The 13,428-nt window shown below is 63.7% G+C and carries 13 protein-coding genes and 1 tRNA gene; 4 read left to right on the forward strand and 10 right to left on the reverse strand.

Translation table 11 applies throughout. The features are described 5' to 3' along the window. Nucleotides 1-9: 9 nt before the first annotated feature. From PSET11_RS00275 to PSET11_RS00300, 6 genes are read right to left on the reverse strand one after another with little or no spacing between them, the layout of a single operon-like run. Nucleotides 10-1,686 carry a protein kinase domain-containing protein gene (locus PSET11_RS00275; protein ID WP_124089594.1) on the reverse strand — a complete coding sequence of 559 codons (1,677 nt, stop codon included), beginning with the start codon at nt 1,684-1,686 and terminating at the stop codon, nt 10-12. Next, nucleotides 1,683-3,143, reverse strand: a complete 1,461-nt coding sequence (locus tag PSET11_RS00280; RefSeq protein WP_124089596.1) for a peptidoglycan D,D-transpeptidase FtsI family protein — start codon at nt 3,141-3,143, stop codon at nt 1,683-1,685. Before PSET11_RS00280 ends, PSET11_RS00275 begins: the two co-directional genes overlap by 4 nt. Next, entirely contained in the window at nt 3,140-4,528 is a 1,389-nt protein-coding gene (locus PSET11_RS00285; protein WP_124089598.1) for an FtsW/RodA/SpoVE family cell cycle protein, read from the reverse strand. The genes PSET11_RS00280 and PSET11_RS00285 overlap by 4 nt, the downstream gene beginning before the upstream one ends. Then, complete coding sequence (locus PSET11_RS00290; protein WP_377947581.1) at nt 4,525-6,165, reverse strand: PP2C family protein-serine/threonine phosphatase; 1,641 nt, start codon at nt 6,163-6,165, stop codon at nt 4,525-4,527. The genes PSET11_RS00285 and PSET11_RS00290 overlap by 4 nt, the downstream gene beginning before the upstream one ends. Nucleotides 6,166-6,167: 2 nt before the next feature. Then, entirely contained in the window at nt 6,168-6,650 is a 483-nt protein-coding gene (locus PSET11_RS00295; protein ID WP_124089620.1) for an FHA domain-containing protein FhaB/FipA, read from the reverse strand. Between the two features lie 5 nt (nt 6,651-6,655). Beyond that, complete coding sequence (locus PSET11_RS00300) at nt 6,656-7,396, reverse strand: FHA domain-containing protein (protein ID WP_124089600.1); 741 nt, start codon at nt 7,394-7,396, stop codon at nt 6,656-6,658. Nucleotides 7,397-7,761: 365 nt separating this feature from the next. Here PSET11_RS00300 and PSET11_RS00305 point away from each other — a divergent pair. After that, nucleotides 7,762-7,844 (forward strand) — tRNA-Leu (locus tag PSET11_RS00305). 153 nt (nt 7,845-7,997) lie between these two features. Further along, the gene (locus tag PSET11_RS00310; protein ID WP_124089602.1) at nt 7,998-8,480 is read left to right on the forward strand and encodes a pyridoxamine 5'-phosphate oxidase family protein; all 483 of its coding nucleotides are present in this window, start codon (nt 7,998-8,000) and stop codon (nt 8,478-8,480) included. A 35-nt stretch (nt 8,481-8,515) separates the two neighbouring features. Here the strand turns inward: PSET11_RS00310 and PSET11_RS00315 are convergent, their stop codons facing one another. Together PSET11_RS00315 and PSET11_RS00320 are read right to left on the reverse strand one after the other, a co-directional pair. Then, nucleotides 8,516-9,127 (reverse strand): DUF6919 domain-containing protein, encoded by a 612-nt coding sequence (locus PSET11_RS00315; protein ID WP_124089604.1) that lies wholly within the window; start codon nt 9,125-9,127, stop codon nt 8,516-8,518. Between the two features lie 107 nt (nt 9,128-9,234). Then, nucleotides 9,235-9,828: a hypothetical protein gene (locus PSET11_RS00320; protein WP_124089606.1), complete on the reverse strand. Its 594-nt coding sequence runs from the start codon at nt 9,826-9,828 to the stop codon at nt 9,235-9,237. Nucleotides 9,829-9,964: 136 nt separating this feature from the next. On the opposite strand from PSET11_RS00320, the gene PSET11_RS00325 reads away from it, so the two are divergent. Next, nucleotides 9,965-10,345, forward strand: a complete 381-nt coding sequence (locus tag PSET11_RS00325) for a VOC family protein (protein WP_124089608.1) — start codon at nt 9,965-9,967, stop codon at nt 10,343-10,345. A gap of 18 nt (nt 10,346-10,363) precedes the next feature. Here the strand turns inward: PSET11_RS00325 and PSET11_RS00330 are convergent, their stop codons facing one another. After that, nucleotides 10,364-10,765 carry a DUF5997 family protein gene (locus tag PSET11_RS00330; protein ID WP_124089610.1) on the reverse strand — a complete coding sequence of 134 codons (402 nt, stop codon included), beginning with the start codon at nt 10,763-10,765 and terminating at the stop codon, nt 10,364-10,366. On the opposite strand from PSET11_RS00330, the gene PSET11_RS00335 reads away from it, so the two are divergent. After that, the gene (locus PSET11_RS00335; RefSeq protein WP_238988966.1) at nt 10,728-11,576 is read left to right on the forward strand and encodes a LysR family substrate-binding domain-containing protein; all 849 of its coding nucleotides are present in this window, start codon (nt 10,728-10,730) and stop codon (nt 11,574-11,576) included. The genes PSET11_RS00330 and PSET11_RS00335 overlap by 38 nt on opposite strands. On the opposite strand, the gene PSET11_RS00340 is transcribed toward PSET11_RS00335, so the two are convergent. Next, a complete protein-coding gene (locus tag PSET11_RS00340) occupies nt 11,573-13,216 on the reverse strand; it encodes a serine/threonine-protein kinase (RefSeq protein WP_160118933.1) in 1,644 nt (547 codons plus the stop codon). The two genes, PSET11_RS00335 and PSET11_RS00340, sit on opposite strands and share 4 nt — an antisense overlap. Between the last annotated feature and the right edge of the window lie 212 nt (nt 13,217-13,428).

Raw genomic sequence — 13,428 nt, forward strand, 5'->3', positions numbered from 1 at the left:
TTCCGTTGCTTACGGTTTACAGGTAGCCTGCGCACCTGGCAGCTGGCCGGTGGCGCACGGGGTGACGGGGGCAGCGGTCGGTCCAGTCACGGCCGAAGAGCTCGGCGTGGGGACCGGCGGCGCAGTGGTCGTAGCGGGTGGTGCGACGGCGTAGGTGACAGTGATGGCGGAGCCCACTTCCACCCTGCCGCTGCGGGACAACGCAATCACCGAGTTGGGCGCCGCGGTGGCATCCTCCTGGGGAATAATGCTGACATCTAGGTTGAGGGCAGAGAGCTGCGCCTGCACTGTCTGGTAGTTCTTGCCCAGGTAAGCAGCAGGAATAACGTCCACCGTCTCTGGAGCCGCACTGCTGGGCGGCGGAGTGCTGCTGGGTTCGATGCTCGGTGTGGCTGAAGTGGGCGGCGGGGAGGAACTTGGCCGGGCACTGGAGCTTTGCGGGCTGCTGCTGGTAGCGCTTCCCGTATCGACAGGCGTGGGGTTGACTTGCTGGTTGAGGAAGACTCCCACCAAGGCAAACAGGACCAGCAGGATCAAGGCGACCAAAGGCCAAGTCCAGGGGCTGCGGCCCTTCCGCTTGGGCTGGTCGGTGGGTTCGTCGTCGTACGTCCGCTCATCCTGGTCCCAACTGCGCTCGGCCGCGAGGGCGTTGGCGCGGGCCAGCGGGCTCTGCGACTCATCCGTAGCGTCGATATTGGCCGCTGCGGCACCCAACACCGGCATCGCCGAGGTGTGGGTGGTGGCAGGCTCGCGCTGGGCGTTGACCACGCTGGTGGGAGCGGTGGCGGTGTCCACAGGAGCGGTGATAGGGCCTGTGGTGGCATCGAAAAGGAGCATGCCGGGCACTGCTGCCCGTGCAGCGCCGATATCACCGTTGCGGATGGCCTCCGCGGCTTCCGCCAGTTTGATGGCGTTGGCCGGGCGGTTCTTGGGATCCTTGGCCAGCATCGACATCAAGAGGGCGCGCACGGGAGTGGGCAGCGTTTCCGGCAGGGGTGGCGGCGCATCGTTGACCTGGGCTAGGGCGATGGCAATCTGCGATTCGCCGGAGAAAGGCCGGTGCCCGGTGAGGCATTCGTAGCCAATCACGCCGAGGGAGTAGATATCGGAGGAACCGGTGGCCGTCTGTCCGGTGGCCTGCTCAGGAGCTAGATACTGGGCGGTACCCATAACCTGGCCCGTCTGGGTCAAGGGCACCTGGTCTGCCAACCGGGCGATACCGAAGTCCGTGACCTTAACCCGGCCATCGGGGGTGATCAAGAGGTTACCCGGCTTGATATCGCGGTGTACCAAGCCCTGCGCGTGCGCCACGGACAGGGCACGGGCGGTCTGCGCGATCATGGACAGCGTACGGTCCGGCGAGAGCACCTGTTCGTGCTCGATGATGCTGCTGAGCGGCTGGCCGGGAACCAACTCCATCACCAGGTACGCGGAGCCTTCTTCTTCGCCGTAGTCAAAGACGTTGGCGATGCCTACGTGGTTGAGGAGTGCGGTGTGGCGGGCTTCGGCGCGGAACCGCTGCAGGAAACCGGGGTCGCCGGTGTACTCCTCCTTGAGGACCTTGATGGCGACGATCCGCCCCAAGACCAGGTCCTTTGCTTTCCAGACCTCGCCCATGCCACCGATTGCTATCCGTGTGGTCAGCTGGAATCTGCCGCCGAGGGTGATTCCTGTTGTAGGCCTCACTTATTCAACACCGCCTCAAAAATTTTCTTCGCGTTCGGACTAGTGAGTTTTGCGCCGGTGAGCACGTCTACGCCTTCCATGACGATCGTGACGGCCACCTGCGGATCGTTTGCGGGAGCGAATCCCGTAAACCAAGAGTTATTGGTTCCGTTGCCCAGTTCGGCGGTTCCGGTCTTGCCTGCCACCTCGACACCCGGTACCGCGGCGCCGCTGGCGATGCCCTGGCTGACGGCGCTTTCCATCCACTCCGTGATCTGATTGGCGATCGCTGGGGTGGTGGAGGTGCGCAGTTGCTCCGGTTGCGGCTCGTCGATGACCCGCAGGTCAGGCGAACGTAGCGTCTTGATTAGGCTGGGCTTCATCTGGACGCCGTCGTTGGCAATGGCGGCAGTCATCATGTTGATCTGCAGCGGCGTGGCTTTGACGTCGCGTTGGCCGATTGCGGATTGGGCCAAGGCGGGTGCGTCAAGGTTGTCTGGGAAGCTGTTGCCCGTGGCGTGGCCGAGCTTCAGTTCGTCGCCAAGGTCTTCGCCGATGCCGAACTTCTTTGCCTGCTCGGCGATGGCATCCCGGCCGAGGTCCAGGGCAATGCTGGCGAACGGTGTGTTGCATGACTGCTGCAGCGCAAAGGCGAAACTTGCCTCGTTCTGGGTGTAGCACTGACCACCGGCATAGTTAGGCAGGGTGTATTGGATCCCGTCGAACGGGAGTTGAGCGGGGTTGGGCAGGACACTGTCCTTGTTGTATTTCCCCGACGCTAGGGCAGCTGCCGTGTCAACAAGCTTGAAAACAGATCCGGGGGTAAGCAGTTCCCCCGTGGGGCCGCTGACGTTTTGGTAGAGGTTGATGCCGGGTACCTTGACCAGTTCGTTGATCGCCGCATCTTCGGTGGTCCGGTTCTGGCTGGCTACCTGGTTGGGGTCGTAGGACGGTTTGGAGACCATGGCCAGGATGGCTCCGGTCTTGGGGTTGGTGACGACAATGGAGCCGCGTTGACCATCTGGGATCAGGCTGTACGCCAACTGTTGCAGCTGCGGGTCGATGGTCAGTTCCACCGAGGCGCCCTTCGGCTGGCTGCCCAGGAAGAGCTGGCTGACCCGATCCAAGAACAGCTGGTCCGAATTGCCGGCAAGTTCCTCGCCCATGGAGCGCTCCAGGCCGGTGGCGCCGTGGCCTTGGGAGAAGTAGCCGGTAATTCCTGCGTACAACTCGGGCTGGGAGTAGGTGCGCTGGAATTGGCAGACCTCTGAGGTGCCTTCAACGGACTCCGCGATGGGGTCCCCGCCCACTATGATCGCGCCACGGTCATTGCAGTAGTTCTGCAGGATGGCCCGTTGGTTCAGCGGGTTGGCTTTGAGATCGTCAGCGCCGACAACCTGGATGAAGCTGATGGCACCAAAGATGAGGGCGAACATGGCGATCGCCGCCACCCAGGAGTTACGGATTGCCTGGTTCACGCCTGCTTCACCGCCTCGGTTGGAGTGTCTGTACTGATGGGAGCTGCAGCGCCGGACGGCGGCAACGGTGTGGTGTCGATCGGGCCCCGCGCGGTGTGCGAGATCATCAGGAGAAGCCCCACAATGATCCAGTTGGCCAACAGTGAGGAACCGCCTGCTGCAAGGAACGGCGTGGTCAGGCCGGTCAGCGGGATCAGGCGGGTGACGCCACCGATGACCACGAAGCACTGCAGGGCAATCGCGAACGAAAGCCCGCAGGCCAGGAGTTTGCCGAAAGCATCTCGAGTGCCCAGCGCTGCACGGAAACCGCGGGTGAACAGCAGCAGGTACATCAGCACCACGGCAAACAGCCCAATCAAGCCAAGTTCCTCGCCAATCGAGGCGATGATCATGTCGCTGTTGGCGAACGGAACCAAGTCCGGGCGCCCTTGGCCCAGGCCGGTGCCAACCAGCCCACCGTTGGCCATGCCAAAGAGCCCCTCGATCACCTGCCGGCTGCCGTTCTCGTACACCTCAGGGGTGAAGGCGTTCAGCCAGCCATAGATGCGCTGCTCCACGTGGGAGAACACCTGGGCTGCCACGAAACCGCCGCCCAGGATGAGAGCCACGCCAATGACCACCCAGCTGATGCGGCTGGTGGCCACGTAGATCATCACAATGAATAGGCCGAAGAACAGCACGGACGAGCCGAGGTCGCGCTGGAAAATCAACACGCCGATGCTCACCAACCAGGCCGTGATCATGGGGCCCATGTCCTTGAACCGCGGGAACTGCATGGGGCCGATCTTCCGGCCCGCCAACAGGATGAGATCGCGGTTGGAGGAAAGATACCCGGCGAAGAATATAGCGAGCGTGATCTTGGCGACTTCACCCGGCTGGAAAGTCATGGGACCAATCCGGATCCACACCTGGGCGCCCAGGATCTCACCGGCACTGATGCCGGGAATCAGTGGTAGCAGGAGGAGGAGGGCGCTGGCGGCCAAGGATATGAAGGTAAAACGGCGCAGGACGCGGTGGTCCTTGAGGAACCAGATGACGGCGATGGCGACGGCCATGGCGATCAGGGTCCAACGCAACTGGTTGTTGCCTGTGTCGTCGTTGGGACCGTCCAGGCGATGGATCATGGCGAGTCCGAGGCCATTCAAGGCGACGACCAAGGGAAGTATTACTGGATCGGCATATTTTGCGCGAAGCCGCAGGACAATATGGAACGCCACTGCTGCGACTGCCAGCAGGCTCGACTGGAACCAGAAGTCTGAGTCGAAAGCGTTGGCCTGGTCGATGCCTACCAACATGTTGGCACCGATGCCCACGGCAAGGGCCACGACCAACAGGGCCAGTTCCACATTGCGTCGAGGCTTGATCACGGTATTGAGCTGGGTCATCGCGGCGCCTCGCAGGAAATGGTGGGGCTGGGGGATGCCGTGGCGCTGGTCGACGCTGGCACGGGTCCAGCCGATGCAGTGGGTGAGGCAACGGCAGACGCAGAAGGCGTAGGGATGGCCGAGGCGCTGGCGGACGGCGACGCCGTGGGAAGGCAGTCCTCTTCTGGCGAGGTGGAGCCAGTAAGCTCCAGGTTCTTCACGATGCGCTGGGCATCGTAGAGGTCGTTGGCCGGCACGGTCTGACGGACCCGTTGCTGGGAGAAGAGGGGCAGCGAGTCCATCTGGATCTCGGTGACGGCTTCCAGATTCGAGAGTTGAATGGGCCCCAGGCGTTGGGAGACCCCGTTGTAGATGGCCACGCGGGAATCGAACTCGCCCACGTAATACCGGGTCTGGGTCCATGCGTAGCCCAACCACAGTCCTACGGAGATGATCACCAGCAGGGCAGCGGCAATGGAGATAGTCAACCAGCGGCGTGGCCTCAGAGGTACCAGTACCTCCTCGGCGTCCTCTGACTGGCTTTGGGCTTTGTGGGTGAGGACGGTTGCTGCTCGGCGGGCAACTGTACGGCCCGCAATTGAGGGGATGGAACCGGACTCGGCGGCACTCGCGGCAGCGCCCACCAGTTCGTGCGGACGGGAGGCGAGCTCGTCCCGGAGGACCTCTGCCGAAAGGTGCTCACCCAAATGCGGGTCGGTTGCGGGTGGGTCGTTCGGTGCGGCATTGGCGCCCGACGCCTCATCAGCCTGCCCAGTGCGTGGACTGGAGGTTCCGTTGGGGGGCGATCCGGCAGATGATCCTGCGGCAGGGGCTGCGCTGCCGGCGGCGGTACTGACGACGTCGACGGCGGCTGTCCGGACGTCGTCGGACGTTTCGGGAACAATATCTACCACCACAACCGTGACGTTGTCCGGGGCGCCGGCGTCCAGGGTGAGGTCAATGAGGATTTCCGCGCATTCGTTCCGGTCGCGGTTTTCCCTGACAGTGCGTTCCACAGCGTGACCCGCAACGTAGTTCAAGCCGTCGGAGCACAGCAGCCATCGGTCGTTGAGTTGGACGTCCAGGGTGTCCAGGTCCAGTTCGGGGCTGGCGTCAACGTCACCGAGGACGCGCATCAGGACATTCTTGTGCGGGTGGGTTTCGGCTTCCTCGGGCCGCAGCCGGCCCTCGTCGATCAGCCGCTGGACGAAGGTATGGTCCACGCTGACCTGCTCGAAGACGCCGTCACGCAGGCGATAGGCGCGGGAATCGCCAATGTGGGCGTAATGCAGCTTTCCCCCGGATAAGAGGAGCGCCGTCACGGTGGTCCCCATCCCGGCAAGTTTGGGATTGACGTGGACCAGTTCGGAGAGCAGTGAGTTGGCGGTCTGAATTTCGTCCGCCAGGACAGTCCCCGCGTCGCCGTCGTAGTCAGCCCGGTCCAGGTGGATCATGTCCAGGACTGTGGCTGCCGAGGCCACATCGCCGCCTGCGTGGCCACCCATGCCGTCCGCCACCACGGCGAGGTGGCGCCCGGCGTAGGCGGAGTCGTCGTTCTTGGAGCGGATGCGGCCCACATCTGAGCGTGCGGCGAACCGCATGATGAGGGGCCGCTGCGCGGGCGTAGGCCCGGTGGCGGATTTCTCGGGGACTGCCACGGCTACGGCCTCAATTCGATGACCGTCTTGCCGATTCTCACGGGCACGCCAGGTTCTACGGGGAGCGCACGGGTCAATTGCTGGTCGGCCAGGTAGGTGCCATTCGTTGAGCCGAGGTCTTCGATGAACCAACGGCTGCCCTGCGGGAATAGCCTAGCGTGGCGGCCGGAGGCGTAGTCGTCCTCGAGGACAAGGGTGGCTTCCTGTGCTCGGCCGAGCAAGATGGGGCTGGCGGAAAGCGGGAGCGTGGTGCCCTTGAGGGGACCTTCAACCACAACCAGTTGGTGCGCCTGCAGTTTGACCGGCTGCGATGGGGCTTCGGCGAGTTCGGGATTCTTGCGGACTTCCCGCGCTGTGGGGGCTCCGGAGGCGGCCTTGCGGCCCACCATGAGGTCGCGGCGCATGGCGGTCACGATGCTGAAGATCAAGACCCACAGCAGCAGGAGGAATCCGAATCGCAGCACCGTGATGGTGAGGTCACTGATGTCGTTCATGAGGAAGCCCCCGGAGTGGCGGGCAGCAGGCGGAAGATGATCTTTGTCCGTCCCATCGTGATGGTGGAGCCGTCTGTCAGTTCGGTGCTGCCAACCACGCGTTGCCCGTTGACGTAGCTGCCATTGGTGGAGCCCATGTCAACGGCGCTCGAGACACCGTTGGTGGTGCGGATCTCCAGGTGGCGGCGGGAGACCCCGGTGTCTTCCACCAGGATGTCAGCCTCTGAGGATCGGCCCAGCACGATGGAGGGCGCGTTCAGCGAATACCGTTGGCCGTCGATGTCCAGGACTGGCTGAAGCCGGACGGGTTTGCGGCTGGGCGCTGCCGGGACATTGGGCCTAGCCTGTGCGGGGGCCGCACCGTTGGCCTTCTCCGTGCTTGAGATGATCTCGAAATCGCCGGCGCGTAGTTCCGAATCGCGCCGGAAGGAAATCCGGACCGGGCCCTGCAGGGTGTAGCCCTGGCTGCGCACATGGTTGATGACCACGTCGCAGAGTTCCTCGGCGAGGGGCGTGCCCCATTCCTGCGCCCGGGCGAAGTCTGCATCGCTGAGTTGCACGTCAAAGACATTGGGGGCCAGGGTTCGTCCGGCGGAGACCGTGAGGGCCTTGTTGTCGACGTCGCGTCGGAGTCGGCTGGCGATTTCCACTGGCTCGACCTGCGCCTTGGAACCGGTGGAGAAGACACCGCGGACGGCCTTTTCGATGCCGCGTTCAACTTTGTCCAATAGACCCATGGTGCTTCTCCTTTCCTCCCGGTGTGGGGCACTCATCTAGCGTCGGAATTTGTGGGGCAGGGCTTCGTGCTGAGTCACGGTGCCGCTGGAGTGGCCAGCGAACCTGTAACCGATACTACTGGGCAGCCTTGGGATTGGCCTTAATCTACAACGCGCCGGTGGCTGTAGAAGTTCGCAGGCGACGGGTCTGACCGGTGGTCAAATGACCGGGATGCTGGGCGGGAATCGGGGCGCGCTGGGCGTCGCAGGAGGGGTGAGTGTGGGTCAATTGGTATTTTCGTGCACCTGTCCGTTATGCTTGATCTCGCTGCTTTCACGAGCTTTGCCGGTGGAAACACCGCGGCTTCGCTGATGAAAGAAGTTGCGCGCGAGTGGCGGAACGGCAGACGCGCTGGCTTCAGGTGCCAGTGTCCGAAAGGGCGTGGGGGTTCAAATCCCCCCTCGCGCACGCAAATAAATGAACCTCGGTCTTCGGATCGAGGTTCATTTTGTTTAACCGCAGGGTCCTGAGGGATACCCCGCCGCTGCTGGTCAATAAGCATGCTTACTAATACGCTGGAGAGATGGGGACCTTCCCCTACTACCGACGATTGGGCGGGTCATGACTGAAGAGCAAGGCATCACAAAAGTTACGGACATCATCAACGGCGCGCGTATCGGCATGTTGGCCACCATCAATGAGGACGGTGCACTGGTCAGCAGGCCACTCGCGGTCCAGGAAGTACTCGACGACGGCGACATGTGGTTCTTCACCGGCCTCGGCACCTCGCAGGTAGCCCATGTCCGTAAGGACTCCCGCGTGAATGTCTCGTTCGGCAAGAACACGGAGTGGGTCTCGGTGGCCGGAACGGCTGAAGTGGTCACGGATCGGGAGAAGATCCGCGAAATGTGGAATCAGGCGGTCGAAGCATGGTTCCCTGACGGACCGGAAACTCCCGAGGTTTGCCTACTCCGCGTCGACTCGGAATCGGCCGAGTACTGGACCAGCCCAGGTGGAACGGCAGCGACGGTCCTGCAGTGGGTCAAAGCCAAGGTAACTAACAGCCGGATGAGCGTTGGCGAAAGCGGCACAGTAGAGCTCTGACGGACTCCGGCTCCTGGCCTGCCTGCACATGTCCGTTAGGCATCGTCCTGCAGGGCGGCCAGGGCCGCCAGGACGGCCGGCAGCAGTGCCGTGGTCCTGCCCCAGACCGGGTCCAAGACTTCCACGTACCAAGAGTCGGCCAGCAGCAGCGCCAAGGTGTCGTTGGTTTCAGCCGCCCAGTCCTTGATCTGGGCCGCCGTCAAAGGATTCTCGCTGGAGCCCAAGACGGTGACCACCTCTGAACCAGCAACGGTCACGGGGATGGCAGCGCTGCTGGCCTCTCCGGGGGCATGCGCAACCGTGATCAGTTCGCTGCCCGCCGAGAGGGTCAGCAAGGCCTCAGCAGTATCTGCGCTGCAAAATCCGGTGACGTATTGCCGCTGGATTTCGCCGGGGCCCGCCAGTCCCGGCTGTGACTCTTTGGTAAACAGCCCTCTGCGGTTGATTTTGGCGAGGTCAGCGGCAATCGGGTCCGTTTCGGTGTCGAAGCCTGGCGCGAAAATACCCGGCTGGTAGTCGCTGCTCCCTTCGAGCCATCTCGCCGTCAATTCGCCAGCACCCAGGAGCGTCGTCGCCTGACGCCACACGCCACGGTCCTCCAGGAGTCGGCCGTACCCATCGCGGACCGGCATTTCTTCTGGCTTCATTCACAGGATGCTAGCGCCGGACCCTTGAGCGGTTCCACCGACGCCGACACAGCCGTTAATGTTCTGGTGCCCTACTACGAGACGTGAACAGGTCGCTGGGGTGCGGTTCAGGCGCGGTGCGCAGGCATTCCGGCAGCCGACTCGGCGGCCGCCAATGAACGCGCCAGTCCGGCCACCGCGGCCGGATAGTCGCGCTGCGGGCAACTGCGGAGGTTCTCGGCGGCGCGCAACGCCTTGATCAGTGCCGACGTTTCCGGGGTCCTGACATCGCTGAAGGCCGGGTAGTCGATCGCGTTGGCAACGTTAAGTTCGTGCCCTTGCCACCGGGCGATCAAAGCGTCGTGCCTGGCGGCAGCTTCCCGATGCGCGCTGGCCTGCTCGCGGGATTCCCTCCGGTCTACGTGCCACGCCACGATTCGCGGGCTGGCACGGTAGGAGGCCACGGCAGCGGCTGCAGCGACACCACCAAGGACCAGGCCGGTCCACGGCGCAATCAGCGTGGGGATAAGGAGTGCGGGAACGGCAACGGCGGCGCCGAGGAAGAGGTCCCAAAAGAGCTGGTCCGACCCCGACGAATCACCGGACCCGGACAGCGCACGCCGCCGGACCGTGAAAACAGTGCCGGCTACGGCGGCGATCAGCGCCGTTCCGCAGAGGATCAGCCAGAGGCCTTGGGAGAGGGATTCCACGAGAACCGACATTCCGCACCTCCTGCGGTAACCGCCGGGCCAAGGATTCCCAGGCTGGTCATTCCATTGCACCTTGTTTCGGCGGCGGGGTCAATGTCCCGTCAGTGCAGGTCCTGACCGGGCGCGCACTGCCGCGTATGTTGGGAGCATGAGACTCAAAATGTGCAGCATCCACGTCACGGACCCCGCCGCGGCCCACACGTTCTACACGGAGACGCTGGGTTTCGACACCCTGATGGCCATGCCGGAGTACAACCTCTTCATCATCAAGGACCCGGGGGCCCCGGAGGGCGCCGTGGGACTGCTTTTGGAGCCCAGCGACAATCCCATCGGAGCCAACTACATGAACGCGGTGTACGACGCCGGCCTCCCGGCGATCACCTTCGGCGTCCCGGATGTGCGGGCCGAGTATGCCCGCCTGCTGGCCGCCGGCGTCCCCTTCCGCGGTGAACCTACTGAGGACCCGTCAGGCACCAGCGCCGTATTTGATGACGGCTGCGGCAACTACATCCAGCTTCACCAGGACTGACATCCTGGCGCCGGGCGGCTAGGACCCGGCGCGAGCCTTCTTGGCGTCTTTCTTGGCGGCGTCGTCCTTGACGCGCTGCGCCTCGGTGCGGACCGCCGCCTGGGTGGCGCGCTCGGTGACCAGCCACGCGGGCGGGGCCTGCAGCAGCGCGGTGATTTCCGCCGTCGTCAGCGCTTCTTCGACGCCGCCACGGGCCAGGCCACCGATGGAGATGTTCAACTTCTGCACCACCACGGGACGCGGGTGCGGGCCGGTGCGGCGGAGTTCGGCCAGCCACTCGGGTGGGTTTGCCTGGAGCTCGGCGAAATCGGCCCGGGTGATGGTTGAATCCTGGAACTCCTGGGGCGCTGCCGGGAGGTAGATGCCGAGTTTCTTGGCAACAGTGGCCGGCTTCATGGACTGGGAGTTCGCAGAGGTCATGCATCAAGGGTATCCGGGCTGGCGGTACTGTGAAGACGTGCCCAGCGAGAAGATTCCCCAGCCAGATGCCAGCAGCGCCGATTCAGCCGGTCCCGCGGCGCCTGACGAACCGTCGCCGGCCGGCCGGGAGCTCCGTATCACCTACGTTGCGGGGGTTACGCCGGGAAAATGGCTGCGCCGCTGGGACGAACGGATGCCTGATGTTCCGCTGACTGCCGTGATGGCCGACGACGACGTGCAGCTGGCCGCCGTCCGCGGCGGCACCGCGGACCTCGCCTTCGTCCGGCTTCCGGTGGAGCGCGAGGGCCTTAACGTCATCCCCCTCTACGCCGAACAGGCCGTGGTGGTGGCGCCGAAGGGGCATGAAATTTCCGTTTTCGAAGAGGTGGCCTTGGCTGACCTGGACGAAGAATCTTTCCTCAATGTGCAGGAGCTCGGCGGCGCCCAGGGCGCCTTGGCCGTGGTGGCCACCGGCGCCGGGCTGGTGATTGTGCCCATGTCCGTGGCCCGTCACTTCAATGTCAAGGACACCGTGGCTCGGCGACTGACGGGTGCACCGGAGACCGAGATTGGCCTGGCGTGGTTGGCCGACACCACCGATGACGTTGTTGAAGAATTTATCGGGATCGTCAGGGGCCGGACCGCGCAAAGCTCGCGCCAGCCCTCCGCACAGGCCGTCAAGGAAAAGCGGGCACCCAAGCCGGATCTTCGCGGCAGCACCACCAAGAAAGGCCCCAAGGTGGCCCAACGCTACGCCCCAAATCCTGACAAGGGCCGCGGCAAGGGTTCCCGGAAACGGGGCAAGCGCTAGGGCTTGTTGTGCCCTGGTGCGTTGTCTGATTTGCCAGCGGCGTTGCCGGCATCCTTGCTTTGATTGCGCCCTGCTTTCGCTGGAACGTCCAAGGGGTCAGCTTGTTGCGGGGCCGTTTCGTCGACCTGGCGCCTGGCCTCTTCAAGGACAGGCCCGGGTTCAGCATTATTCGTGGATGTTGCAGGGTCCGCAGCGAGGACGGGGGCTGGCGTGGTGCGGGTTCCGTCCGGCGCCGCCTCAATGGTTGGGTCGGCACCGGTGGAGATGAGCACCTGCAAGTCGCTTTTGACCAGGCGGCTGGCTGCGGTGATGGAGCGATACTTTTCGAACGTCATGCCGGTTCGAAGCGCTTCATCCTCGGCATCCTCCTCAAGCTCTCGCAGGTACGTCAATGCCGATTGCATGTCATCGGCGGCTATTGCTAGGCGGATACGGTTGAGGATGGCCCGGAGCGGTTCGGATGGATCAATGGCGGCTCGAAGCTGGTCCAAGTGGAAATCCAGTGGATTAGTTTGCGCGGCTACGGCAAGTGTTGTCGCTTCAACTGGCTGATCGGTGCGTTTTCCACCTCCGGGCGAGGCTGCGGTGGCTCCGGTGATGAGGACCGCTGCTAGGCAGATGCCCGCAACAACCCGCCGCCGCCGGTTTCGTGACACTGGCTGCCGTGGGCTCCTGGCGCCGGGCGCATAGCCAGGGTGGGGCGGCTGGACGGGGTTGGGTATGTTTGTGGCGACGGGCCGGAGTACCGTGCTGTCGAGGTTCGGAGCGGTGGATATGGCTGATGTCTTAGTTGCTGGCAGTACGGAGAGGTCTCGAAGTGCGACAGCGGCTTTGGCGGCACTTATCCGATCCGCAGGGAATCGGGCGGTCATTCTCCGCAGGAGGGACGCCCAGCCAAGGCTCACAGTTGTAGGGATGGCGGGATCCCGGTTGAGCCGGGCAATTCCCGATTCGATCGGGGCGCCTGGAAACTCCACGTGACGGGTGAGGCATTCGAGAAGGACCAATCCAAGGGAGTAGACATCGCTGGCTCCGCTTAGCTCCCCGCCAAGAGCCTGTTCGGGACTGAGGTAGGCGGCTGTGCCAACGGTTCTGCCGGTACCGGTCAGCCGACTGTCTTCCATGACTCGGGCAATGCCGAAATCGGCGAGCTTGGCATGCCACAAGCGGTCTGCGGCGCCATGCGCTGATTGGTAGAGCAGGATGTTGCCGGGCTTGATGTCCCTGTGGATCACCCCTCGGCGATGGATATAGGAAAGGGCCGAGGCCAGTTCGGCGCCCACTCCCGCAATATCCTCAGGCATGAGGGTGCCTTCGCGCAGCTGTCTACGCAGGTCAGGTCCGGAGATAAATTCCATCACCACGAAACTGAGGACTGCCTCCGGATCAGTGCCAGCGTCGAAGAGCGTCACCAGCGCTGGGTGCGTCAAGGACGCGAGAATCCTGATCTCTGCGTCCTGGCGGCCCAGCCTTTCAGTGTCACCGCACTCCCGGGCGAAGACTTTCAACGCCACATCGCGTCCCAGAGTCTCGTCAAACCCTCGATACACCGCGGCCGTGGCTCCACGGCCCACCTGCTCTAGTAAGCGATATCGACCGCCCAGCAACTGTCCGTTGGCAGACGGTTGATCTACTTTCAAGGTACTTCTCCGTCTAACGGTGTTGGCGCGCGATGAAAAGGCGCTACGGTCCAACGTCCGTTGCCGCGTGCCCATCCGAAGTCACCGCGTCTGGTGACTAGCTGGCAACGGCAACTCGCAAGGAAGTAAGGCTACTTACCAATTAGACCACACGGGGGTTCCGAAGCCCGCCACTGACATGGTTGTCACCCCTGGCTCGGCACGCGACGTGG

The sequence above is a fragment of the Arthrobacter ulcerisalmonis genome (assembly GCF_900609065.1).
Lineage (GTDB): Bacteria > Actinomycetota > Actinomycetes > Actinomycetales > Micrococcaceae > Arthrobacter > Arthrobacter ulcerisalmonis.

Coding starts and splice junctions, on each gene's coding strand:
- PSET11_RS00285 (WP_124089598.1), bottom strand. CDS start 4,528: ATGACCCAGCTCAATACCGTGATCAAGCCTCGACGCAATGTGGAACTG.
- PSET11_RS00300 (WP_124089600.1), bottom strand. CDS start 7,396: ATGGGTCTATTGGACAAAGTTGAACGCGGCATCGAAAAGGCCGTCCGC.
- PSET11_RS00315 (WP_124089604.1), bottom strand. CDS start 9,127: ATGAAGCCAGAAGAAATGCCGGTCCGCGATGGGTACGGCCGACTCCTG.
- PSET11_RS00310 (WP_124089602.1), top strand. CDS start 7,998: ATGACTGAAGAGCAAGGCATCACAAAAGTTACGGACATCATCAACGGC.
- PSET11_RS00325 (WP_124089608.1), top strand. CDS start 9,965: ATGAGACTCAAAATGTGCAGCATCCACGTCACGGACCCCGCCGCGGCC.
- PSET11_RS00320 (WP_124089606.1), bottom strand. CDS start 9,828: ATGTCGGTTCTCGTGGAATCCCTCTCCCAAGGCCTCTGGCTGATCCTC.
- PSET11_RS00330 (WP_124089610.1), bottom strand. CDS start 10,765: ATGACCTCTGCGAACTCCCAGTCCATGAAGCCGGCCACTGTTGCCAAG.